The following is a 24111-nucleotide window of genomic DNA, read 5'->3' on the forward strand; positions in this document are numbered from 1 at the left end:
TTAGTTTTGTTGGTTTTAATATATCGGAGTTGATTTCAAGCGTCAAGTAATAATTCTTATTATACCTTAGCAGAGAAAAAACTAAATTCCAACTTTACAACTATGAATAGTTATGTTAATCTTTGGTTTAATTACAAGAACAATAAAAAGCAGGGATCAATGTGATTAAGTTAAAGAACATCAATAAAAAGTTTAATAAAAACCATGTGTTAAAAGGGATTGATCTCGATGTGGAAAAGGGGGATGTTTTAGTCATTGTCGGTCCGAGCGGATCGGGAAAAACAACATTGCTCAGGTGCATCAACTATTTGGAGCGCCCTGACGAAGGCTCCATTTCGATCGAAGGCTTTACTGTGGAGGGAAAGTACCCATCAAAACGGGATGTCCTTGAATTAAGAAGAAAGACGGCAATGGTTTTCCAGAACTATAATCTTTTTAAAAATAAGACGGTTTTGGAAAACGTGATGGAAGGCCTCATCGTGGCTAAGAAAATGCCCAAAAAAGAGGCGAGGGAAATAAGCGCTTCTTTACTGGAGAAAGTCGGCCTGGCTGAAAAGGTGGATGAGTTTCCTTCGCAGCTTTCGGGAGGACAGCAGCAGCGGGTAGGAATAGCACGGGCACTGGCCCTGAATCCGTCCGTCATATTATTTGATGAACCGACTTCGGCATTGGATCCGGAAATGGTCGGCGAGGTGCTTGCCATCATTAAACAGATTGCCAACGAAGGAATTACGATGGTTGTCGTCACTCATGAGATCGACTTTGCGCGTGAAGTGGCCAATCGTGTCGTGTTCATGGATGGAGGACATATCATTGAGCAGGGTACACCGGAAGAAGTGTTGATTCATCCGAAACATGAACGGACGCAAAGATTTTTAAAAAGACTGGTCAAAGAACCGGATTATGCGATTTAGGGAGGAACATTGGAATGAAAAAGTTTTGGGCAGGAGCAGCGGCATTATTTGGTCTTATTTTTATTATTTCCGGCTGCTCGCAAGGTGCCGGCAATGAAGCGGACGATGGAAAAAAGGTTATTAAAGTAGCAATCAGCGATGAGGTCAACCCTCCATTTTTATATGCAGATGAAAATAATGAGCCGATCGGGTACGACATGGATTATATGAAGGAAATTGAAAAAAAGCTGCCGGATTACAAGTTTGAATATATTTGGGGAGAGGAAGAATCCAACCTGGTCGGGGTCGATACGGGAAAATATGATTTCGCCATCAACTGGTTTTTCAAAAACCCGGAAAGGCAAGAGAAGTTCCTTTATCCGGAACATGAATTTGGATATTCCCTTACATCATTGGTAACAAAAAAAGACAGGGATGACATTAAAACTTTGGATGACATGGTTGGGAAAAAGTTTCCGCCGGTTTCGCCAAGCGGGGGATTGCGTGCCATTTTAAATGCATACAATGATCAGCATCCGGATAATCCTTTGACATTGGAAAGTATGGATTCCCCGTCCAATGCGGAAAACTTGAAAATGGTAGACAAAGGGAAAGCGGACGCTATGTTCATTAATGTAACGACGTTCAACGAAATCCAAAAGGAATTGGACTTGGATTTGAAGGTTGCTGGAATCATATCAAAAGAACCGATTTATGCAGTATACAGCAAGGAAAATAAAGAGCTTGCACAAAAAATCGATCAGGCCACTGTTGAATTGACAGAAGACGGCACGTTATCAAAGCTTGCAGAAAAGTGGTTTGGAGTGGACTTCTTCCAAGATCTTGATTACATCAATGAGAAAGGATTTAATTTTGAGGAATAGTCCAACTTTCCGTATTGGGTTCCCGGTGTCCCAATACGGATTTTAATTAGGTGGTGAATGAATGATGGCTTCCGGACTTGCCGGCTGGGCGGATCTGTTCATAAAGGTGTTGGATAAACTTCCGCTGACGCTTTTAATGCTGGGTCTTTCTTTATTTTTTTCTATTATACTTGGTGTCTTTGTTGCAATTGTCCGGATTCAGAAGCAGCCCGTTCTTTATCAACTGGCGACTTTTTACCTGTCGTTTACTCGCTGTACGCCGCTGCTGGTGCAGCTTTTCCTTGTTTATTTCGGCCTGCCGCAGCTGCTCTTGGCTTTTAATATAGACATAAACAGCTGGGACCGGCTCGTATTCCTGGTCATTGCCTTTTCTTTCCATACGGCGGCCTACTTATCGGAAGTGTTCAGGTCGGCATACTTGGCTGTCGGCCGGGACCAGCTGGAAGCTGCCTATAGTGTCGGCATGAGTTATCCTCAGGCATTGTTCCGGATCATATTGCCGCAGGCTTTTGTCATTTCTCTGCCGAATCTGGGCAATAACATCATTGAACTATTAAAAGATACATCGCTGGCTTTTACGATTGGAATCATCGATATTATGGGGCAGGTCAGAATCATTCTCGGCAACAACCACGGGATGGGAATGTTCCAGATTTATGTTGTCATATCATTGGTTTACTGGGGGACCTGCATATTGATAGAAAGCGCCATCGGCTTTTTGGAAAATATCTTTAAAAAAGGCCGGGTCAGCATATCCAGGCAGTAGAGGGGAGGGGCGACATTGCTTTTGTCAATCATCAATCTGGAATTTGCGCTGGAACAATTTCCGGAAGTATTGAAAGGTGTGCCTGCAACGCTGGCCATTGCAGTTGTGGCGATGATATTCGGATTGATTTTCGGGATTTTGATCTCGCTTTGCAGAATCTATAAAATTCCAGTTCTGAACCGGTTTTTTATCGTTTATATTTCATTTATCAGGGGCACGCCATTGCTCGTTCAATTATATGTATTTTTCTATGGTGTGCCTGTACTTCTTGATTTTCTGAATGAGCAAATTGGAACAAACTTTGATGCAGCACAAATCTCTCCCTTGATCTATGCCTTTATCGCCTATACGCTGAATACTTCAGCATATCAGGCGGAGATTTTCCGTTCGTCCATCAATGCCGTCAGCGCCGGGCAGATGGAGGCGGCACAATCGGTGGGCATGACCACTGCGCAGGGTCTGAGGCGGATCATTTTGCCGCAGGCATTCGTTGTGGCATTGCCGAACTTGGGAAATACATTCATCGGCCTGATTAAAGCCACTTCCCTCGCATTTGCGGTGAAAGTGGTCGAAATAATGGCGATAGCCAAAATCATTGCGAATGACGGCTACAGGTTCCTGGAAATGTATTTGGTCGCTTCCCTCATTTACTGGGTCATTTCATGGGTGTTTGAACTGTTCTTTGCCTGGGCAGAAAATAAATTGGGGCGGCATGAAGAGCGGATTGAAGGAAACGCGGCATGATTGTTAGAAAAGCGGAAGGCGCCCGTTTAGCGACGTATAAACTGGAGCCCTCCGCAATGAGATAAAGGATAAGGAAGTGCGAGAGTGCCTGCTTATCGGCGACAAGCATAAGACGAGCGCTGAAGAAGGCGTAGTTTGCCTTCAGCAGCGATTGGCTTATGACCTCGAGCCGATGGCACTCGCAGCCAGACAACACGGCGAGGTACGCCGCCTCAGATCGCCACATCCTGTGGCTTCGGTGGCACTAGGACGTCCTGTCCGTCGGAGCCGATGTTGACTTATCGTAGTGGAGGAGGGCGAAGTTTGCTAGTCGCTGGGCGCTGAAGGCAGGCTCAGGTAGCGACGTCCTGTCGCTTCGTCTGCACTAGCACATCCTGTGCGTCGCTGGACAAAGAAAGGATTCATTCGAAGAAAATTTTCGTATCACGTTTTACTTTCTTTACTTGTGAAAAAAAAACAAAGGCAAGCGAAAAAAATTCGTTTGCCTTTGTCTTTTTTAGGGAGGGCAATCAAAAACAGGTGACCGGGCAGCCCCTTTGCCGGTATTCCCCCCAAAGCAAGGCGCAGCCCGCTGAAACGGTCGGGCAACGGCGCCTTCCCCTCCCGAAGCAGCTGTCATCCCGTTGAAACGGTCAGGCAATGGCACTTTCCCTTCCCGAAGCAAGAGTCACCCCGCTGAAACGGTCAGTCAACGGCACTTTCCCTTCCCGAAGCAAGAGTCACCCCGCTGAAACGGTCAGTCAACGGCGCCTTTCCCTCCCGAAGCAGCACAGTCCCCGTTCAAACGGTAAGGCACCCAGCTGTCCTCCGGCTGCTACGCCCTTTCATATCAAGTCGTATATTCCCCGTTTATCTTCACGTAATCGTAGGATAAATCGCAGCCCCAGCCGGTTGCTTTTCCGCTTCCTTTTCCAAGGGAGATGGAAATGACAATCTCATCGCCTTCCAGGTAATTTGTCAGTTCCTCCAGGCTTGATTCCGCAGGTTCCCCATTTTTGAATACAGGAAGGTCGCCGAACGCCACCGAAACCTCTTCGGGGTTGATGGGGTATTCCGCATTTCCGATTGTGGAAATAATTCTTCCCCAGTTGGGGTCCGCACCGAAGATCGCTGTTTTTACCAAAGGTGAATTGATGATCGATTTCATCATCAATTTGGCTTCACGATTGTCTTTGGCACCGTCCACACGGACTTCGACAAGCTTGGTTGCCCCCTCCCCGTCTCTTGCGAGGTCCTTGGCGAGACTGATCAACATGTCAGTAAGCACCGTTTCGAATTTCCCCAGGTCAACAGGGCCGGCGAGCCCGTTCGCCATGGCAGCGACGGTGTCGCTTGTGCTCGTGTCCCCGTCTACTGATACCATATTGAAGGATGCGTTCACCGCTCGTTCCAAGATAGCTTTCAGGTTGTCCGGATCAATCTTGGCGTCTGTCATAATATAGCTCAGCATCGTTGCCATGTCAGGCTCGATCATCCCTGATCCTTTGGCGATGGCGCACAATGTAACGCCGTTTATTTTTTCCGAGCGGTATTTTGCAAATGTATCTGTAGTCATGATGGCTTCTGCAGAATCTTTCAATCCATCTTTCTTCAACTCGCTTTTGATACCAGGAATGCCGTTGACAATTTTTTGTACCGGTAACGGAACGCCGATCACCCCGGTTGAAGAGGGGAGGATGTCCTTCGGCTTGACGTTCAATTCTTCAGCAACAGCTTCAATGATTGTGTGCACATCCTGGATTCCTTGTTTTCCTGTCGCCACGTTCGCGTTTTTGCTGTTCACAACGAAGGCCTGCAGAAAGCCGTCTTTAATATGTTCCTTCCCGACTGTAACAGGTGCACCGCAAAATTGGTTTTTCGTAAACATGGCTGCTGCGGCTGCTGGAGTATCGGAAAAAATGACTGTAAAGTCAGGTGTATGATCCTTTATGCCGAGGTTTTTGGCACAAGAGTAAAAGCCCTTCGGAAGCAATATTTGTTCCATTCGAAAAATTCTCCCATCTCAATAGATTATTCATTAATGAATATTATACAGCGGTCTTTGTAAAAAGAAAGGGATATTTGAATAAATATTAGATAAAATGAATAATTATTTAAAAATATATTGACTTTCCACCCCCAATCGGTATGATTAACAATATAATTTGAACTCAAAGGTGATAAAAATGATCCAAGTCCGTAAGGCAGTCCTTAAGGATATTGATAAGGTGTACGAGTTGGTCAACCAATATGCCGACGAGGAGCTGCTGCTTCCAAGAACTCGTGAATCCCTGATCATTAATATACAATCCATATTCGTTGCGGAAGAAAACGAAGAAGTGCTCGGAGTTGCCTGCCTGGCGGTTCTTGGGCAAGATATGGCGGAAATTCGTTCTCTTGCGGTTGACGAAAATGCACAGGGACGCGGGATTGGAAAAATATTAGTATCGAAAATTGTCGAAGAAACAAAAATATTAGGTATTTCCAAGCTGATATCACTAACCTACCAAGTTGCGTTTTTTAAGAAATGCGGGTTTGAGATTATACAAAAAGAAGAGATGCCCCAAAAGGTTTGGACAGATTGCATTCATTGCCCAAAATTTCCTGCATGTGATGAAGTTGCAATGGCAATCACCTTTTAACAGCTTGATAAAAAATTTGTCGAATTCCTGAAAAATTAGATTGACAGTCTCTTGGCGTTGTTGCTATAGTTATATCGTCATAGATAATTCATGACTGCATAATGATTATAAGCAAGACTGTCAAATCTAACCAGACTTTGTTGAGGAAGCAAAGCATAACGTAGATTTAGAGCCAGTTCTACTCGATAAATGACCGTTCTGTACAGCACCACCGTCAAAGGTACATTTATAGTGAAACTGGCTTTTTCTATTGTTCAGGAAAGCGCAAACAATGGTTGCAAAAAGTGCCTTCCGAATGCTTTGCATTTTTTCCATCGAAAAAGGAGGAGGTTTGTGTGGGGGAGGTTTATTCATCAGGCACTAGGGCAACTGAACTGCAAGCGCGGCGCGAAAAAGCTGTCGCGAGAGGTTTGAACAATGTAACGGGCATTTATGCCGATTCTGCAAGCGGTTCAATTGTAAAAGACGTGGATGGAAACGAGTATATTGACTTCGCGGGAGGTATCGGGATCCAAAATACCGGTCATAACCACCCGAAGGTAGTCAAGGCCATTCAGGAACAGCTTTCAAAACTCATACACCCTTGTTTTCACGTAACGCCGTATGAGGTATATATCAAGCTGGCCGAACGGTTGAACGAGCTTACACCCGGGGATTTTTCAAAAAAGACTATGCTTGCAAACAGCGGTGCGGAAGCGAATGAAAACGCAATAAAAATGGCCCGCAAATATACAGGTAAGCCCGGAATCATTGTTTTTGACCGTGCATTTCATGGGCGGACGCTGCTGACCATGTCCTTAACTGGAAAAGTCATGCCTTATAAAAAGGGATTCGGGCCTTTTCCCGGTGACATCTACCGGCTGCCGTACCCTTACTACTACAGAAGCGATGACGGATTGTCCAGGGATGAAGTAGATGAACTGATGTTAAACAGCCTGCACAACTTCTTTCAGTTTGAAGCCGACAAAGACAATATTGCGGCGCTCCTTATCGAGCCGGTTCAAGGCGAAGGGGGATTTGTCGCTCCGACGGCGACATTCATGAAGGGATTGAAAAAATTCTGCACTGATAATGGAATTGTTTTTATCGCAGACGAAATCCAGACCGGATTTTGCCGTACGGGAAAAATGTTCGCCATGGAGCATTTTGGTGTGGAGCCTGACCTTGTGACCATGTCCAAATCAATAGCGGGCGGCATGCCGCTGAGTGCAGTGACGGGCAGAGCCGGGATTGTCGATGCGCCCGAAGCCGGGCAGCTTGGCGGAACGCTGGGCGGAAGTCCGGTCGCATGTGCTGCAGGGCTTGCTGTATTGGATGTTATTGAGGAAGAACACATTCTGGACAGGAGTGTCCGGCTGGGTGAAAAGATCCAAGGCGCCTTTAAGCGGTGGCAAACCCAATATGAGGCGGTCGGCGACGTACGGGGCCTCGGTCCGATGTGCGCCATAGAACTGGTCAAGGATAAAAAAACAAAAGAACCTGCTAAAGAGCTTACTGCCAATATTGTGAAACGGTCATGGCAGCAGGGCCTTATCGTTTTAAGCTCCGGCCTTTATTCAAATGTCTTGAGGTTCCTTCCGCCTTTGACGATGGATGAGAAAACAATTGACAAAGGATTAACTATTCTAGAAAAAGTCATAAAAGAAGAATCGAAGAAAATAATGGAGTTCCAGGGAGAGTGAATATTGTGGCTAATTATTTGAACTTTATCGGAGGAGAATGGGTCAGTGCTTCTTCTGGAGAAAAACATGAGCATTTCAATCCGGCCAAGCCTTCCGAAAGCATTGGATTCACTGAAGTTTCTACAGCAGAAGACGTGGAAAAAGCGGTCGAAGCGGCAAAAGCCGCTGCGGCAGGATGGAAGGCGACGTCTTCTGTCAATCGCGGCGAAATCCTTCGCAAAGCGGCAGATATCTTGGAAGAACGGGCCGACGATATTGCGAAAGCAGCAACCCGGGAAATGGGCAAAAGATTCATCGAAACAAAAGGGGAAGCACTTAGAGGCGCGTCCATATTAAGATACTATGCTCAAGAAGGCTACCGCCAAAAAGGCGAAGTCCTTCCTTCGGCGTCGGACAGGACCACTTTGCTGGCGGTCCGTGTGCCTGTTGGAGTTGTCGCAGCCATTACACCTTGGAACTTCCCGATTGCCATCCCTATATGGAAAATAGCTCCTGCTCTTGTATTTGGAAATCCGGTCGTTTGGAAACCGGGGCAAGAGACAGGCATTACAGCCGCAAAAGTGGCAAAAGTATTTGAAGATGCAGGGCTGCCATCCGGAGTTCTTAACCTTGTATTGGGCAGAGGTTCCGTAATCGGTGATGTCCTTACAACCCATAAAGATGTAGCGGCGGTCACTTTCACTGGATCCAACGCAGTCGGCCAAAACATTGCAAAACTGGCCACTGAACACGGAAAGAAATTCCAGCTTGAACTTGGCGGTAAAAACCCTGCTGTTGTACTTGAGGATGCAAACCTCGATCTGGCTGCGCGTCTTGTAGTGGAAGGGGCCATGAAACAAACCGGCCAGCGCTGTACTGCAACAAGCCGTGCTTATGTCGAAGCTGGCATTTATGACGAGTTTGTGGAAAAAGCGATCGGGTATGCAAAGCAATGGACAGTAGGCAACGGTCTTGAGGATGGAGTCACAATGGGTCCTGTTGCTTCCAAAAAGCAATTTGACACGGTCACCGGCTATATCCAAAAGGGTAAAGATGAAGGAGCCGAGCTTCTATACGGAGGAAACACATTGGATATCGACGGCGGTTATTACATTGAACCAACCATTTTTGGAAATGCTACACATGACATGACAATCGTGAAGGAAGAGATTTTTGGTCCTGTCGTGGCAATCATGAAAGTGGCCGACTATGATGAAGCGTTGGAAAAGGCCAACGACACCATTTACGGATTAAGTGCTGCCGTCTTCACAGACAGTCTTGAAAAGGCGTTCCATTTCATGGAAAACAGTGAAGTGGGAATGGTGCAAATCAACGGTGAAACCGGCGGTGCCGAACCACAGGCTCCTTTCGGAGGAACGAAAGCTTCCGGCCAAGGCCCGAAAGAGCAAGGCCAGGCTGCTGCCGAGTTCTTTACAACAAATAAAACCGTAACGATCAATCCATTTGCAAAATGATATTTTTCATACATCTGCCTGCCGAAAGTGACAGTCTTTCGGCAGGATCCTTCAAAAGATAGCGCGGGCACCTGTCAATCGATAAAGGCTGGATTAACATTATACAGGGGTAACGGAAATCGGATACAAAAGCTGCCGTTATCAAAGAAGTAATCTGGCAGTTCGAGTGACGCAGTAATTTTTGCAAGAAAGAGCGTAAGCGTATTTCATATTAGTCAACAGTCAAAGCGCTTGTTTGGCCGGCAAGTCCGCTTTGGAGAGAAAGCGCTTTTCATAAGAAGGAAGAATATAACAAAGGAGTAAGATAATGGACAACAATAAGCAAGAGGTTCAAAAGGTATTATCCCGTTGGGACGTCCTGTTTTTGGCTTTCGGAGCCATGATTGGATGGGGATGGGTTGTCATGTCCGGAGAGTGGATTCTCGGGGCTGGTACAATCGGTGCAATGATCGCATTCGTTTTAGGTGGAATACTTGTCATTTTTGTTGGTTTGACATACGCTGAGCTTGCCTCTTCCATGCCTACTACAGGTGGAGCACTTATTTATATTTTTAGGGGTGTCGGGCCCAAATCAGCTTTTATAGCGGCATGGATGCTCGCGCTTGGCTATATCTCGGTAGTGGCATTTGAAGCCGTAGCGCTTCCGACAGTAATCGAGTATATTTTCCCGAATTATAAAGTCGGATACATGTATACAGTCAATGATTATGAAGTATATGCCTCATGGGTATTAGTTGGTGTTGGAGCTTCTATTTTTGTTACCATTGTAAACTATCTCGGTGTGAAGTCTGCTGCCTTCCTGCAAATGGTTTTAACCATTGTGATTGGTATTATCGGTTTATTACTTATTTTTGGCGGCGTATTCAACGGAGAAGCAGCCAATGCAGATCCATTGTTTGTCGGCGGTATTGGCGGTATCATGGTTGTTGCAATTATGACTCCATTCATGTTCGTTGGATTTGATGTTATTCCGCAAACTGCTGAAGAAATGAATGTTCCGGCTAAAGCGATTGGAAAAATCCTGATTTTGTCGGTTGTTTTGGCTATTATTTGGTATGTGGCGGTCATTCTGGCTGTTGCTTTGGGATTGGATAAAGATTATATGGCGGTTTCAACACTTCCGACTGCAGATGCTATGGTTGCTCTTTTTGGAAGTGACATTTGGGGAATTGTCTTGATTCTTGGCGGTATCGCCGGTATCCTTACAAGCTGGAACGCCTTTATTATTGGAGGAAGCCGGATTTTATTTGCGATGGCTGATAAAAAGATGATTCCTGCCTGGTTCGGTAAAATTGATGCAAAACACGGTACGCCTACTAATTCCGTATTATTCATCGGTGTACTGGCAACTGTAGCTCCATTGCTTGGACGGCCTATGCTTGTTTGGCTCGTAGATGCGGGCGGACTTGCCATTGTTATCGGGTATCTCCTTGCAGCTGTTGCTTTCGTACAGCTTCGTAAAAACGAGCCTAATATGGTTCGTCCATTTCAAGCGGGGAAATCCAGCATTGTCGGTTGGATTGCGATCATCTTGAGTATTTTCTTTGTTATCCTTTACATGCCAGGTATGCCAGCGGCTTTAGTATGGCCATATGAGTGGGGTATTTTCGCAGGATGGACCATTCTTGGTATTATTCTCATGATTGCAATGGGTGATAAATTCCCTAAGGGAAAACTGAAATATATCGATAAAGAATAAAAAAAAATCAACTAAATTGAATCCAATCTTTTGAAGATTGGATTCAATTTTTTTATTTTTTTCTATTGAAAGCTATTATTTCGTGTGATAAACTTTAAATTGTATCCAAAGTGAATCGAGGTGGATGTTTTGCCAGATAAATTGGCTCAGCCTAAGGCGACAGTTGTTAAAAATGTCACGAAGCGCCTGAGAGAAGTCATTTTGGACGGGACTTTGAAAAAGGGAGACCGGTTGATTCAGGAAGAATGGGCAGAGAAGCTGGAAGTAAGCAGAATGCCGATTCGAGAAGCACTCACACAACTGCAGATGGAAGGGCTCGTTGAAATCGTCCCTCACAAAGGCGCAGTTGTCACCCCGATTACAAAGGAAAATATAGAGGAAATCTACTATATACGGTCCATGCTCGAAGGCCTGGCAGTGGAAAAGTCACTTCCTTTTCTGACAGAAAGAGACAAAGAGCACTTGCATGAAATTCTGATCCAGATGGAATCGCTGGATCTGACAGGTGAAACGAATGATGAATACATCCGGTTGAATTCGGAATTTCATCAGACGCTCATGAGTGGCTGTCCTTGGCCAAGGCTCCGCAAAATGGTTGAAACTCTTGGAATTTCTCCAATAGCACCGAATCTGCTGATTGATTATTATCAGGAGACACAGCGGGAACACAGGCTCATCTATGAGGCTGCCTTAAGAGGAGATCCCGAAGAACTGAGGGCTGCAGTGGAGTATCATATTTTAAGAACAAAAAATAATTTAATAGATTGTATGGAGAAAATTAAAAAACACGCTTAAACAAATGGAGGCATAAATTATGTATGATTTCGCAATTGTAGGCGGCGGTATTGTCGGTTTATCAACAGGAATGGCCATTTACGACAGATTTCCAAATGCAAAAGTTGTCATTATTGAAAAAGAAGGATCCGTGGCCGAGCATCAAACCGGCCACAACAGTGGTGTCATCCACTCTGGAATCTACTATCAGCCCGGCAGTTTCAAAGCCCGTTTTGCTAGACAAGGCAGCCAGTCGATGAGAGAGTTCGCTGAAAAGAATGGCATTGAGCATGACATTTGCGGTAAAGTCATCGTTGCGACAAAGCAGGAAGAACTCCCGCTTCTGGACAATCTTTATGAAAGAGGTTTGCAAAACGAGCTCGCCATTACTAAAATCAGCAAAGAAGAACTGAACGAAATTGAGCCTCATGTTGCTGGGCTTGCAGCAATCCGTGTTCCGATGGCCGGAATTATCAACTATAAGCAAGTGAGTGAAAGATTCGCCGAGATCATTCAGGAACATGGAGGAGACATCCTTTTAAACACGAAGGTTGAAAAAATCAACGAAGGCTCCGATTCAGTTGTCATCGAAACTACTAATGGAACAGTCAAAGCCGGCTTGGTCATCAACTGTGCAGGTCTTCACAGTGACCGCGTTGCTGCAGCTGCAGGATATAAAACAGATATGAAAATTCTGCCTTTCCGCGGGGAATACTATAAGTTGAAGCCGGAAAAACGCTATCTTGTAAAACATTTGATTTACCCTGTTCCTAATCCTAAGTTCCCGTTCCTTGGCGTTCATTTTACACGCATGATCAGCGGGGAAGTTGATGCAGGTCCAAACGCTGTGTTGGCTTTTAAACGTGAGGGTTACAGAAAGCTCGACTTCAGTGCGAAGGATTTAGCGGAAAGCCTCGCATTTAAAGGATTATGGAAAATGGCTGGCAAGTTCGCAAAAGAAGGAATGGAGGAATATATCCGTTCATTCAGCAAAGCTCAATTTACAAAGAGCCTTCAGGCTTTGATCCCTGAAATCCAGGAGGACGATTTGATTCCTGCTCCTGCAGGTGTCCGCGCCCAAGCACTTAAAGATGACGGTTCCATGGTCGATGATTTCAACATCATCATGGGCGACAGATCCATCCATGTATGCAATGCGCCATCACCAGCTGCCACTGCATCCATAGAAATAGGAAAAGAAGTGGTTAGACGAATTCCTAAACAAGCACATCTTAAAGAAGCAGCTGTAACATTATAATTCTTGAAAGAGGAGATTTAATCAATGGAGTTCAATGCCAAAACAATGTTTATAGCTGGCCATGCACGCCTGCCGCAGGGAATGGCTGCCAAAAGTGTGTATGAAACCTTGACGATTACAGCTGAAGTAGATGTTAAGTACGGAGTTATTTTAAAAGCTTCCGCTACACTTGCAACTGAACATGGCAGTGATTTTATCGGGCGCCTTTTAAGGGGGACTAGTCTGAAGGATGGGATCGACGAACAGATTGAAGCCATCCAGACGTATTACCGCGGAAAAGCGACCAATGCACTCATCGCAGCAATGAAGGACCTTGATCTCCATTATAAGCAAATCAAGGCGGCTGAAAAATAATATTTGTTTGGTCATGATAGAACGGAAAGGGACACTTCGCCATTGGAAGTGTCCCTTTTAGTCAGATTTGTAATCAAAAAAATGAATGTGGAAAATACAAGAAAAAAATATGTCAATATTGTTGACAGATCTTAAACAGGGTGGTATTCTTAAATCAAGCATTAATAAAAACATATTCACCTTTTGAAAAATGCCTTTTCAAAATCCGTGAATAGTATAGATTTTTGGAGACCGGAAAATAAAATATGCAGACTGCAATATTCACTGTGACTCTACAGCCATAGAGCGGTGAAGTGAATATAAGCCAGTTGCCGATATGAAACCTTTTCGAAACGGGATGGGTATATCGACAGCTGGCTTTTTATGTTTTCTGTTTCTCCACGATTAAAATTATACTTTTCATTAAACAGGAGGAATCTGTAATGGGCGTTACAAAGGAAAAAAAGTTTCTGAAAACAGGAAAAGCATATGAAGTGAAGTCTCATCCGCAATCCGACCGTTTATATCACATTGAAATCGACAAAGAAGCCATTGCCAAATTCCTGGCAGCTGTCGAAGAAAAAAATATCAGCGTTCAAGTCCTTGAATACACACCATACCAACGTCAAATCGTTGCTTCACTTCTTCAAGATTTTGTCGGTGAAGATCTTGGTGAGATACTAAGAGGCATTATTCATGACCGTGAGTCCGGCGGTTTCACATTAGGTTTGGAAGGTGTAACAGAAGATACTGATGAGTTTGTGATCTTCGGAACTGCTATCTCTCATTTGGTAGGTATGCCAAACTTTGATGCGATGACTGGAAAATACTATGCACGTTTTACAGTAAAACACACAGACAACAGTGACTCTTTCCTTCGCCAGGCGTACCGTTTATTCACATTACACACAGACGGAACATTCGTTGACGAGCCAACAGACTGGCTGCTAATGATGAAAATGGTTGAAGAAAATGCTGTTGGCGGTGAGTCAAGGCTACTTCACTTGGATGACTGGAAAGAACTTGACAAATTTGTCAACAACCCGCTTGGAAAGCATAAATTCACATACATTGCACCACCAAGCAAAAACGTAACGCAAACAGTAGACCGGGCTACATTCTTCAACGTGAATGACAAGCCATGCATCTGCTTCATCGACCAGTTCGTATATCCTGAATCAATCGAACAGGCAAAATATTTGGAAGACCTATCTGCGTCATTGGAATCTGACGAAAGTGTCATTGAACTGGAACTTCCAGTCGGCGACCTTGTCGTACTCAACAACCTGTTCTGGATGCACGGACGTGCAGCGTTCGAAGTGAACCCTGACTTGAACCGTGAATTGATGCGGCAGCGCGGACGCTTCGTTGAATAATTTTAACTAAGTCATTTGTTACTCAATTGTTAATAACCTCTACCTTCATTTTTGCGCACCCGGCAACGGGTGCGGTTTTTTTATGTCTCATAGTGGAAAAGGAATGGAAAAGACTGACTATGAAGGGAGTCTGACATCTATGGCCTGGAAATGGGACAACGAATTAAATGAAGAATTATTTGAGATTCGAAAACATCTCCATCAATATCCGGAACTTTCATTTGAGGAACATCAAACCAGCCTCTATATTCAAGAAAGGCTGAAAAAATGGGGTATACCATATAAAGTTGTTTGTGACACGGGGATTGTTGTGGATATTACCGGAGAGGCCGGGGACGGTCCCAATATTTCTTTGAGGGCAGATATCGATGCCTTGCCGATAACAGAACAGAGCGGCCTTGAATTTGCTTCAAAAAACAAAGGGGTCATGCACGCATGTGGACATGACGGTCATACGGCCATTCTGCTTGGAGCCGTCTATCATATTTGGAAATTTAGGGCATTATTAAAAGGAATGGTCAGGTGTATTTTTCAGCCGGGTGAAGAGGCATTGGGCGCAGCTGAGAAAATGATCGAAGCCGGAGTGCTTTCCCAGCCTGAAATCAACAATATGGCCGCGCTGCATTTATGGCCGAAGATTCCATTGGGCTCAATCGGGATTAAAATAGGACCGGTTACTGCAGCTTCCGATGATTTTAAAATTGAAGTGATAGGAAAGAGCGGGCATGCCGCAAGGCCGCATGAAGGGACGGATGCCATTTCTATCGCTTCCGAAATTGTTGATTTCCTCGACTATTTTACAACTGAATGGAAAGATCCCGTAGATCCTCTTGTCATTCATGTCGGCAAAATGCATGGCGGTACAGCAAAAAACGTGATAGCAGATCAGGTGATTTTAGAAGGGACAATCCGCTCAATCTCAAAGAATACGAGAGAAAAGCTTGAAAAAAAATTTCCGTTATTTGTTAAAAATATAGCGAGAGACTTTGGGGGAGAAGCGTTAGTTGATTATAGGCGGGGACTGCCTGCAATCGTAAATGATTCGTCGACTACTGAAAAGGTGAACGAAGCAGCTAAAGCGGTCATCGGAGAGGAACATGTTACAGAGTTAAGCAATATCTCAATGGGATCCGACGACTTTGGCTTCTTTGCGGAAAAAGTACCGAGCTGCTATTTCCGTTTGGGGATCCGCGAAGAAAATGAAGAAACCTACGATTTGCATCATCCCAAATTCCGCTTTAATGAACAAGTCATTCCAATCGGAGCAAAAATACTGACGCAATATGTGTTTGACAGATAACAAGTGACCGAAGCAAGCTTAAATTCGTCCGATTCCTTCCCGAACCAACCATGCAAAATGGAAACACGGTAGGTATAGGAGGTGAATGCCTCCCGAAGAACCGTTCAAATGGAAAAGACGGTAGGCATACGTGGGAAATGCTGCTTCTGTCACTTGTATCATCGCACCGCCATGTCACTAATCTATCTTTGTACGTAACGTAACACAGGCGCGTCTTCTGTGATAATATATAATCAGGAGCAAATCATGAAAGGGGAAGAAAATGGCCTGGACATATGTGCTTTGTGCGGCAATCGTAGAAGTGTTCTGGGTAATCGGTTTGCGGTACTCCGAGACATTGTGGGAGTGGCTTGGAACCATCGTTGCAATCATAATAAGTTTCTTTTGTATTATCAAGGCGTGTGAAAAATTGCCTTCAGGCACAGTGTATGCCGTATTTACAGGCTCCGGTGCGGCCGTGATCGTCCTGATAGATTTTTTATTTTTCGGGGCTGATTTTTCTTTAACCAAAGTGTTTTTTATTGCTCTTATCATCGTGGGTGTAGTTGGAATCAAATTAACAACGGACAGTCAGGCTGAAAAGGCGGAGGGCGGATAAAATGGCTTGGTTATTCCTTGTGATTGCCAGTTTCGGAGAAATTTTTGGCGTTATGACAATTAATATCTACAATGAAAGAAAGTCGTTATTCTGGCTTCTTGCCATGATCATGACCTTCGGGCTGGGTTTTTATTTTTTATCATTGGCCATGAGAGAGATACAGCTTGGGACGGCATACGCCATTTGGACGGGGCTCGGGGCCGCGGGAGCTGTTTTGATGGGCATTTTGTTTTTTAAAGAATCAGCCGGTTGGAAGCGCATGCTCTTTCTATCATTCATTATTGCAGGTGCCGTTGGACTGAAAATTATGGATTAATGGGAGGTATTAGCTTTATGAAAAAAGCCTTGCTGAATGTTGATTATACATATGATTTTGTAGCGGAAGACGGAAAGCTCACCTGCGGGAAGCCTGGGCAGGATATTGAGCAGGCGATTGTCAGATTGACGAAACAATTTTTGGAAGATGGCGGCTTTGTCGTGTTTGCTGTAGACAAGCACATCGAGGGCGACAAGCTCCATCCGGAAACAAAGCTCTTTCCCCCGCATAACATAGAGGGGACATCGGGGCGCGATTTTTATGGGTCCCTGAAAGATTTATATGAGCGTCATAAAGATGATGCGAATGTACATTATATGGATAAAACGAGGTACAGCGCTTTTGCAGGGACGGATCTGGAAATCAAATTGCGTGAACGGGGAATAGAAGAGGTGCATATATGCGGCGTCTGCACAGATATCTGTGTGCTGCACACTGCGGTGGATGCCTATAATAAGGGCTTTAAAATCGTGATTCATAGAGATGCGGTGGCAAGCTTTAATGAAGCGGGCCATGAATGGGCATTATCCCATTTTGCAGACACGCTTGGTGCAGAGGTCGTTTAGTGGAGGAGTGGACAACAAATGAAATATCATCATCCGGATGACAGCTTGATGCTTCATACCGATTTATATCAAATCAACATGGCCAAAACATATTGGCAGGACGGAATACATGACCGAAAAACGGTGTTCGACTTGTATTTCAGGAAGCTTCCGTTCAAAAACGGTTATGCTATATTTGCAGGGCTTGAAAAGGCCATCCATTATTTAAGCGGCTTCCGGTTCACGGACAGTGACCTTACATATTTGCGTGAGGAACTGGAATATGACAACGGATTTATAGACTACTTGGCAAATATGCGATTTACCGGAACGGTCCGGTCGATGCGTGAAGGGGAAATTGTTTTCGGCAATGAGCCGATTATGCAGATAGAAGCCCCGCTTGCCGAATCCCAGCTTATAGAAACAGCGCTATTGAACATAGTCAATTACCAGACTTTGATAGCGACGAAAGCATCCCGCATCAGGGAGGTTGTCGGAGACGGAGCTGCACTTGAATTCGGTACAAGGCGGGCGCAGGAAATGGACGCTGCTTTATGGGGAACGCGCGCTGCCTATATCGGGGGCTTTGATGCAACGAGCAATGTCAGGGCGGGAAAACTGTTCGGAATGCCGGTTGCCGGGACACATGCCCATTCACTTGTGCAGGCTTATAAAGATGATTACACGGCATTCAAGAAATATGCGGAAAGCCATTATAATTGCGTTTTTCTTGTCGATACATACGACACGCTCAGGTCCGGCGTGCCGGCTGCCATTAAGGTGGCGAAAGAGATGGGTGACCGGATCAATTTTGCAGGCATCAGGCTTGACAGCGGGGATATGGCTTTTTTATCCAAAGAGGCAAGAAAGATGCTGGATGAAGCAGGTTTCCATGACACGAAAATCGTGGCATCAAGCGATCTGGACGAGTACACCATTTTTCACCTGAAGGCACAGGGGGCAAAGATTGACTCCTGGGGTGTCGGAACAAAGCTGATTACAGCCTATGACCAGCCGGCCCTTGGAGCTGTATATAAAATTGTCGCCATTCAGGACGAACACGGCGAATGGCAGGATACGATCAAGATTTCCGGAAATGCAGAAAAAGTTACAACGCCGGGCCGTAAAAAGGTTTACAGGATCATTAATAGGTTAAATCATAAATCAGAGGGTGACTATATAACACTATGGGATGAAAACCCGGAGGAAGAAAAAAGACTGAAAATGTTTCACCCTGTCCATACATTCATCAGCAAGTTTGTTACGAATTTCGAAGCGAAAAATCTTCTTCATGACATATTTGTGGACGGCGAATTGGTTTATAAGCTTCCCGAGCTCGAACAGATAAAAGCTTATACGTCTGAAAGCCTCAATGTTTTATGGGACGAATACCGGCGTATGCTTAATCCGGAAGAATATCCGGTCGACCTCAGCCAGAAGTGCTGGGATAATAAAATGAAAAATATAGAGGCGGTCAAAGAAAAGACCGATCAGTTGAAAAAGTAGATATAGGCTCATGAAGGAGGAAATCCCATCATGGATATGCAGCAGAAAATCATTGGCGCACTAAAAGTGAAGCCAATGATCGATCCGAAGGAGGAAATCCGCATAAGCGTGGACTTTCTTAAGGAATATATGGAAGCGCACGATTTTTTTAACGGCTATGTGCTCGGCATCTCGGGCGGGCAGGACTCCACGCTTGTAGGCAGGCTTGCTCAAATGGCCGTCGATGAATTGAACGAGACACGCGGTACGAACAAATATAAGTTCATCGCAGTCAGACTTCCGTACGGGATGCAAAGCGATGCGAAAGATGTGGATGATGCACTGGAATTCATCAAGCCTTCTGTCACTTATGAAGTGAATATCAAGCCGGCTGTTGATGCCAGTGTGGCTTCCCTTGAAAAAGCGGGAGTCAAAATCTCTGATTTTACAAAAGGAAACGAAAAAGCCCGCGAACGGATGAAAGCACAGTACAGCATTGCCGCCACGAACGGGTGCGTTGTATTGGGGACGGACCAGGCTGCTGAAGCCCTGACCGGTTTTTTCACCAAATACGGTGACGGTGCTTCCGATGCAGTGCCGATTTTCAGGCTAAACAAGAGACAGGGAAGAATGCTTCTGCAAGAACTTGGATGTCCGGAACATTTATATACAAAAGTTCCGACGGCAGACCTGGAGGAAGACCGCCCGATGCTCCCGGACGAAGTGGCTCTGGGTGTCACTTATGACGATATAGACGACTATCTGGAAGGAAAGCAGGTTTCGGAAACAGCAAAGAATATAATCGAAGCTTTATACCGGAAATCGGAGCACAAGCGGCACTTGCCGGTAAACGTGTTCGACGATTTTTGGAAATGAAATTGAAAGTGAACAGGGATGGATGATTCTTGTTCACTTTCTCTTGGCTATCTTGAATTGAAAAACAATTTCGATAGTTTCAGAGATTGAATGAGAAAATATGAGCGGCAGGTGAACAATATGACGGTCGAGATCACTCAGCAGCAGATCAAAAAAATTATCCAAAATATCGAAAAGGTCATGGTCGGAAAGAACGAAGTGTCCAGGCTTTGCCTAGTCGCCTTTTTGGCGGAAGGGCATGTGCTTCTTGAAGATGTCCCGGGCGTGGGGAAGACGATGATGGTCAAAGCCTTGTCCAGGTCTGTAAATGCCGAATTCAAGCGGATTCAATTCACTCCGGATCTTTTGCCATCGGATGTTGTCGGCGTCTCCATCTATAACCCTAAAGAAATGGAATTCACTTTCCGTCCCGGCCCTATTATGGGAAATATCATATTAGCCGATGAAATTAACAGGACTTCTCCAAAGACCCAGTCTGCCCTGTTGGAGGCGATGGAAGAGCACAGCGTAACGATTGACGGAGTCACATTGTACATGGAGAAGCCTTTTTTTGTAATGGCTACCCAAAATCCGATTGAGTACGAAGGGACGTATCCGCTTCCTGAAGCTCAGCTGGACCGTTTTTTGTTAAAACTTGAAATGGGTTATCCAAGTGAGAATGAAGAAGTCGAAATGTTGACGCGGAGCCAAAAGACATCTCCGATTGATGAACTGCAGCCGGTTATTTCCCTGGATGATTTAAGAAGCCTTCAGGACCACGTGAAAGATGTTTTCGTCGAAGAGGCAATGAAGCAGTACATTGTCGAGCTGGCGAATAAAACACGGTTGCATCCGCATGTGCAGCTTGGCGTAAGTCCGCGGGCATCCATCGCCTTGCTCAAAGCATCCCAGGCATTGGCGTTCATATCAGGCCGCGACTTCGTTCTTCCGGACGACGTACAATACTTGGCTCCTTTTGTTTTTTGCCATCGGCTTATTTTAAAATCGGAAGCGAAATATAACGGAATCACAGCAGGTGAAATAATGGAGAATTTGCTTTCAAGTGTACATGTACCAGTGAAAAGGGCAGTGAAATAAAATGCCGGCGGCAATGTCCAAGCTGATGAAAGTATCCGCTGTTTTCATTTTGCCTGCCTTGGCTTTCGCCTACGCTATGTTTCAAGGCGGGTTCGTCAGCTGGTTTTTATTTTACAGCTTTTTGCCTTTTGCATTGTATTCCATTCTCCTCTTCTTTTATCCGGTAAACTTCCAGGCGGAACGAACCGTTTTCCCGCAAACGTATAATGCCGGCGATGATATTGAAGTGAATTTGACTTTGAAAAGAAAGCTTCCGTTTCCGCTTCTATTTCTTTTGATTGAAGATGTCATGCCGGACTCGCTGAATCATGAAAAAATGAAGCGGGTGTTTTTCCCGGGATTTAAAAGGAATTTGAAAATGGCCTATACAATCAGGAATGCTTCCCGCGGCGAGCATCACCTTCATTGCATCAGGCTTAAAACGGGTGATGCACTCGGACTTCTCGAAAAAGAAAAGCGAATACTTTGCAAACAAGCCATCCTTGTCTACCCTCCATATGAAGATATTTTCTACAAATCATTTCGCAGTATGCTTGATCAGGGAGGAGTCTTATCGCTTTCCTCATCGCGCAATGATACTTCCCTGGTTGCGGGGATTCGGGAATATGAACCGGGAGACCGCTTTTCTTGGATAGACTGGAAAGCTTCCGCAAAATCGAATCAAATGATGACAAAGGAATTTGAAACGAGGGAGTCCAATGATTTTTTGATCATACTGGATACGGCGCCAGCAAATAACTTCGAGACACTGGTGAAGTTTGCTGCATCGGCTTCAAGGACTGTCATCAGGAACGGCGGGAAAGCCGGAATGTTGATAGGTGGCAAAGAAAAGGTGCTGCTTCCGCCCCGGAGCGGTGCAGGCCAGGAGGCAGCGATATTTTACCAGCTGGCAAAAGTGTCCGAAGATGGCTCGCATGAACTGGAACATGACCTTGGAGATCAGGCATTGGCCGGACAATCTGCTGTTTTCGTTATTATTACATCCAGGCTCTCGAAACAGATGGTTGACGGAGCAGGGAAACTGCCCGGTAAGAATAGAAGAGTATTCATTTTCCTTATGAAGGGCAATGAAGAGATATCGACTGCGGAGGAAACGGCATTGAAAGCCATGGCGGCCGGAAAAGGACTGAATGTCCATACGGTTGTCGGACATAATTTCCGAATGGCTTTTGCGGGGGTGGAACAAACACGGTGAACAGTGGCAAAATATTTACATTCGTCCTTTATGCTCTCGGTTTCATGCTGCTCTGGGAATGGCTTTTGCCGCTTGAACAAATTACAAAGACGAGTGAAGTCCATTATTTTATCATCTTTGTTATCTTTTCTTTGCTCCTTAATTTCTTTCATTTCCCTTGGTATATTACATGGCCTGTAAAGGGAGCTTTTATCCTTTATTCCCTTTATGCTATATTTTCCAACGACCTTGGATTTCTTCCATGGATTTTCGAAATGCTTGCGGCAATCAAGGCCGATATTGCCCTTGTTCTGTCAAGGGACTGGCTCAATCTCTCTTCATTCTTTAGAAGCCTGCTCTTTTTTCTCCTTCTTTGGCAAATCACCTATTTGCTCAGGTATTGGCTGACGGTAAAAAGGAAAATATTTGCGTTTTACTTCATGACCGTATTTTATATTGCATCGCTGGATACTTTTACGGAATATCATGGGGACCGGGCCATTGTCCGCATTGTCATTATCGGCTTCATCCTTTTGAGCTTGCTGTTTTTCAAAAGAATGCTTGAAAAAGAGAAAATGGAAGGGCAGCAATTGCTGCTGGGACGTTGGATGATCCCGCTGATTTTCATGATTTGCTTTGGAGTGGCGATCGGTTATCTGTCGCCTAAAGCCGCACCGATTTGGCCCGATCCCGTCCCTTTCATTGAGTCGAAGGCGGAAAATATGAGGGGAGCCGGGGTTTCAAAAATCGGATACGGAATGGACGATACCCAATTGGGCGGGCCTTTCATCAATGATGACCGGGTTGTTTTTACCGTGGCGACTCCGACAAGGCAATATTGGAAGATCGAGACGAAAGATGTATATACAGGAAAAGGTTGGATTGCTTCGGATCAGGCAAGCGAAGGGATGATGGAAATTCAATATGGCGAGGAACATCGGATCGATGCCATTTCATTAAGCGACAACCCGGTGCGGGAAGCAACATTCGATTTTGATATCGTTTATCCGCATGTAGTCAGGCCTTATGGATTTTTATCCATGGAAGGCGAAGACGCAGGCTTCCTTCGTTATGATCCGCGTTTGGATAAGCTCATCCCTTACTCCGAAGGTTTGAAAGAAGTGCGTTTACCTAAGTATACAATCAAATACACGCCTGCATCTTATAGCTTGATGGAATTGCGGGGAACAAAAGGCATCCAGGGAGGAGCCGGCCTTTCCGCACTGCGAAAACAGTATACCCAATTGCCGGAGACTCTTCCGGAGCGTGTCCGCAATTTGGCTGTTGAGCTGACTGCCGAGCATGATAACTGGTATGATAAGGCTTTGGCAATTGAAAAGCATTTTCAGACAGGAGAATTTTCGTACGATCAAACCCGGGTGGCGGTTCCGGCAGAAGATGAGGATTATGTTGATCAATTCCTTTTTGATACAAAAAGAGGGTACTGTGATAATTTTTCCACATCAATGGTTGTCATGCTGCGGTCATTGGATATCCCGGCAAGATGGGCGAAAGGGTATGCTCCCGGCCAGTACAAAGGGACCGCTGACGATGATAATCGAATTTATGAAATAACAAACAACGAGGCGCACTCATGGGTCGAAGTATTTTTTCCCTCATTGGGATGGGTTCCGTTTGAACCGACAAAAGGGTTTAACAACCCTGTCAACATCCTGAATGATGAAAAAAATGATTCATCCGCAACACCGGTTGCCAATCAGGATTCCGGGGAAGCTTCCGAAAATCAGCCTCAAAAGAAGGAAAAGAAAAAAGAATCTTCCGCCAACACGAGGGATAAAGAAACAAAGTCGGGCAAACTTTTCAACAAATATTGGGTCACAATTGGTCTTGGGGTCATTATTATCGGTATTGCTGCTGCTGGATTGCTGCTAAGCAGAAACCGCTGGATCCCACGCCTTCTAATATGGAAATACAAAAATAAACAAGAAGATGAGATATTTGCCTCAGCATACGCAGCATTACTTAAACGGCTGGAAAGGGCAGGGTTAAGAAGAGAACCTGGACAGACGCTTCGCAGTTATGCGGCTTATGTTGACAGTCATTTTGACACAGCGGACATGAGCCATTTGACGGAGCGGTATGAGAAGCTTGTCTATGGCGGAGATGGGGACGCCGCAAATTGGGAATATACCAAAGAGGTATGGGAAAGTTTAATGAAGAGGACAATGGATTGACTGTAAAAGTAGATAAGAGGCTTTATCGAAGTAAAAGAAAGCATTCCTGTATTTAAGCAAA

The 24111-nt window shown here is 45.0% G+C and carries 22 protein-coding genes; 21 read left to right on the top strand and 1 reads right to left on the bottom strand.

Going from position 1 to position 24111, the window contains the following annotated elements; genetic code table 11:
* Window positions 1-161 precede the first annotated feature (161 nt).
* The 4 genes from D4N35_RS10170 (at window position 162) to D4N35_RS10185 (ending at window position 3287) form a co-directional block, all read left to right on the top strand.
* A complete protein-coding gene (locus D4N35_RS10170) occupies window positions 162-914 on the top strand; it encodes an amino acid ABC transporter ATP-binding protein (RefSeq protein WP_120073142.1) in 753 nt (250 codons plus the stop codon).
* A 14-nt stretch (window positions 915-928) separates the two neighbouring features.
* Entirely contained in the window at window positions 929-1777 is an 849-nt protein-coding gene (locus D4N35_RS10175; protein ID WP_120073145.1) for a transporter substrate-binding domain-containing protein, read from the top strand.
* A 64-nt stretch (window positions 1778-1841) separates the two neighbouring features.
* Window positions 1842-2543: an amino acid ABC transporter permease gene (locus D4N35_RS10180; RefSeq protein WP_120073192.1), complete on the top strand. Its 702-nt coding sequence runs from the start codon at window positions 1842-1844 to the stop codon at window positions 2541-2543.
* A gap of 15 nt (window positions 2544-2558) precedes the next feature.
* Window positions 2559-3287: an amino acid ABC transporter permease gene (locus D4N35_RS10185; protein ID WP_235870354.1), complete on the top strand. Its 729-nt coding sequence runs from the start codon at window positions 2559-2561 to the stop codon at window positions 3285-3287.
* Between the two features lie 829 nt (window positions 3288-4116).
* Here the strand turns inward: D4N35_RS10185 and argJ are convergent.
* Window positions 4117-5271, bottom strand: a complete 1155-nt coding sequence (gene argJ / locus D4N35_RS10190; protein ID WP_120073147.1) for a bifunctional glutamate N-acetyltransferase/amino-acid acetyltransferase ArgJ — start codon at window positions 5269-5271, stop codon at window positions 4117-4119.
* 181 nt (window positions 5272-5452) lie between these two features.
* Between argJ and D4N35_RS10195 the strand changes: the two genes are divergently transcribed.
* The 17 genes from D4N35_RS10195 (at window position 5453) to D4N35_RS10275 (ending at window position 24050) form a co-directional block, all read left to right on the top strand.
* A complete protein-coding gene (locus tag D4N35_RS10195; protein ID WP_120073149.1) occupies window positions 5453-5908 on the top strand; it encodes an N-acetyltransferase in 456 nt (151 codons plus the stop codon).
* A gap of 335 nt (window positions 5909-6243) precedes the next feature.
* Entirely contained in the window at window positions 6244-7590 is a 1347-nt protein-coding gene (gene gabT / locus D4N35_RS10200) for a 4-aminobutyrate--2-oxoglutarate transaminase (protein ID WP_208646295.1), read from the top strand.
* The gene (locus D4N35_RS10205; protein ID WP_120073151.1) at window positions 7587-9044 is read left to right on the top strand and encodes an aldehyde dehydrogenase family protein; all 1458 of its coding nucleotides are present in this window, start codon (window positions 7587-7589) and stop codon (window positions 9042-9044) included. Before gabT ends, D4N35_RS10205 begins: the two co-directional genes overlap by 4 nt.
* Window positions 9045-9351: 307 nt before the next feature.
* Entirely contained in the window at window positions 9352-10743 is a 1392-nt protein-coding gene (locus D4N35_RS10210; protein WP_120073154.1) for an APC family permease, read from the top strand.
* A 129-nt stretch (window positions 10744-10872) separates the two neighbouring features.
* Window positions 10873-11538: a GntR family transcriptional regulator gene (locus tag D4N35_RS10215; RefSeq protein ID WP_120073157.1), complete on the top strand. Its 666-nt coding sequence runs from the start codon at window positions 10873-10875 to the stop codon at window positions 11536-11538.
* 19 nt (window positions 11539-11557) lie between these two features.
* A complete protein-coding gene (gene lhgD / locus D4N35_RS10220) occupies window positions 11558-12775 on the top strand; it encodes an L-2-hydroxyglutarate dehydrogenase (RefSeq protein ID WP_120073159.1) in 1218 nt (405 codons plus the stop codon).
* 24 nt (window positions 12776-12799) lie between these two features.
* On the top strand, window positions 12800-13129 hold the full coding sequence (locus D4N35_RS10225; protein ID WP_120073161.1) for a DUF3870 domain-containing protein: 330 nt from the start codon (window positions 12800-12802) through the stop codon (window positions 13127-13129).
* A gap of 422 nt (window positions 13130-13551) precedes the next feature.
* On the top strand, window positions 13552-14484 hold the full coding sequence (glaH, locus tag D4N35_RS10230) for a glutarate dioxygenase GlaH (RefSeq protein WP_120073163.1): 933 nt from the start codon (window positions 13552-13554) through the stop codon (window positions 14482-14484).
* Between the two features lie 139 nt (window positions 14485-14623).
* Window positions 14624-15784 (top strand): M20 metallopeptidase family protein, encoded by a 1161-nt coding sequence (locus D4N35_RS10235; protein ID WP_120073166.1) that lies wholly within the window; start codon window positions 14624-14626, stop codon window positions 15782-15784.
* 262 nt (window positions 15785-16046) lie between these two features.
* On the top strand, window positions 16047-16382 hold the full coding sequence (locus tag D4N35_RS10240) for a DMT family transporter (protein WP_120073168.1): 336 nt from the start codon (window positions 16047-16049) through the stop codon (window positions 16380-16382).
* Window position 16383: 1 nt separating this feature from the next.
* Window positions 16384-16698 carry a DMT family transporter gene (locus D4N35_RS10245; protein ID WP_120073171.1) on the top strand — a complete coding sequence of 105 codons (315 nt, stop codon included), beginning with the start codon at window positions 16384-16386 and terminating at the stop codon, window positions 16696-16698.
* Window positions 16699-16715: 17 nt separating this feature from the next.
* On the top strand, window positions 16716-17264 hold the full coding sequence (locus D4N35_RS10250; RefSeq protein WP_120073173.1) for a cysteine hydrolase family protein: 549 nt from the start codon (window positions 16716-16718) through the stop codon (window positions 17262-17264).
* Between the two features lie 18 nt (window positions 17265-17282).
* Window positions 17283-18749 (top strand): nicotinate phosphoribosyltransferase, encoded by a 1467-nt coding sequence (locus D4N35_RS10255; RefSeq protein ID WP_120073175.1) that lies wholly within the window; start codon window positions 17283-17285, stop codon window positions 18747-18749.
* A gap of 30 nt (window positions 18750-18779) precedes the next feature.
* Entirely contained in the window at window positions 18780-19604 is an 825-nt protein-coding gene (gene nadE, locus D4N35_RS10260) for an NAD(+) synthase (protein WP_120073177.1), read from the top strand.
* 90 nt (window positions 19605-19694) lie between these two features.
* Entirely contained in the window at window positions 19695-20681 is a 987-nt protein-coding gene (locus tag D4N35_RS10265; protein WP_120073180.1) for an AAA family ATPase, read from the top strand.
* A 1-nt stretch (window position 20682) separates the two neighbouring features.
* A complete protein-coding gene (locus D4N35_RS10270; protein WP_120073182.1) occupies window positions 20683-21876 on the top strand; it encodes a DUF58 domain-containing protein in 1194 nt (397 codons plus the stop codon).
* Window positions 21873-24050, top strand: coding sequence for a DUF4129 domain-containing transglutaminase family protein (locus D4N35_RS10275; RefSeq protein ID WP_120073184.1), 2178 nt, complete (start codon window positions 21873-21875; stop codon window positions 24048-24050). The genes D4N35_RS10270 and D4N35_RS10275 overlap by 4 nt, the downstream gene beginning before the upstream one ends.
* Window positions 24051-24111: the final 61 nt, after the last annotated feature.

The organism is Siminovitchia fortis (genome assembly GCF_003605365.2).
In the GTDB taxonomy this organism is placed as follows: domain Bacteria; phylum Bacillota; class Bacilli; order Bacillales; family Bacillaceae_C; genus Siminovitchia; species Siminovitchia fortis.

Coding starts and splice junctions, on each gene's coding strand:
- D4N35_RS10250 (WP_120073173.1), top strand. CDS start 16,716: ATGAAAAAAGCCTTGCTGAATGTTGATTATACATATGATTTTGTAGCG.
- D4N35_RS10175 (WP_120073145.1), top strand. CDS start 929: ATGAAAAAGTTTTGGGCAGGAGCAGCGGCATTATTTGGTCTTATTTTT.
- nadE (WP_120073177.1), top strand. CDS start 18,780: ATGGATATGCAGCAGAAAATCATTGGCGCACTAAAAGTGAAGCCAATG.
- argJ (WP_120073147.1), bottom strand. CDS start 5,271: ATGGAACAAATATTGCTTCCGAAGGGCTTTTACTCTTGTGCCAAAAAC.
- lhgD (WP_120073159.1), top strand. CDS start 11,558: ATGTATGATTTCGCAATTGTAGGCGGCGGTATTGTCGGTTTATCAACA.
- D4N35_RS10180 (WP_120073192.1), top strand. CDS start 1,842: ATGGCTTCCGGACTTGCCGGCTGGGCGGATCTGTTCATAAAGGTGTTG.
- D4N35_RS10210 (WP_120073154.1), top strand. CDS start 9,352: ATGGACAACAATAAGCAAGAGGTTCAAAAGGTATTATCCCGTTGGGAC.
- D4N35_RS10225 (WP_120073161.1), top strand. CDS start 12,800: ATGGAGTTCAATGCCAAAACAATGTTTATAGCTGGCCATGCACGCCTG.
- D4N35_RS10255 (WP_120073175.1), top strand. CDS start 17,283: ATGAAATATCATCATCCGGATGACAGCTTGATGCTTCATACCGATTTA.
- D4N35_RS10235 (WP_120073166.1), top strand. CDS start 14,624: ATGGCCTGGAAATGGGACAACGAATTAAATGAAGAATTATTTGAGATT.
- D4N35_RS10265 (WP_120073180.1), top strand. CDS start 19,695: ATGAGAAAATATGAGCGGCAGGTGAACAATATGACGGTCGAGATCACT.
- D4N35_RS10240 (WP_120073168.1), top strand. CDS start 16,047: ATGGCCTGGACATATGTGCTTTGTGCGGCAATCGTAGAAGTGTTCTGG.
- D4N35_RS10270 (WP_120073182.1), top strand. CDS start 20,683: ATGCCGGCGGCAATGTCCAAGCTGATGAAAGTATCCGCTGTTTTCATT.
- D4N35_RS10245 (WP_120073171.1), top strand. CDS start 16,384: ATGGCTTGGTTATTCCTTGTGATTGCCAGTTTCGGAGAAATTTTTGGC.
- D4N35_RS10195 (WP_120073149.1), top strand. CDS start 5,453: ATGATCCAAGTCCGTAAGGCAGTCCTTAAGGATATTGATAAGGTGTAC.
- glaH (WP_120073163.1), top strand. CDS start 13,552: ATGGGCGTTACAAAGGAAAAAAAGTTTCTGAAAACAGGAAAAGCATAT.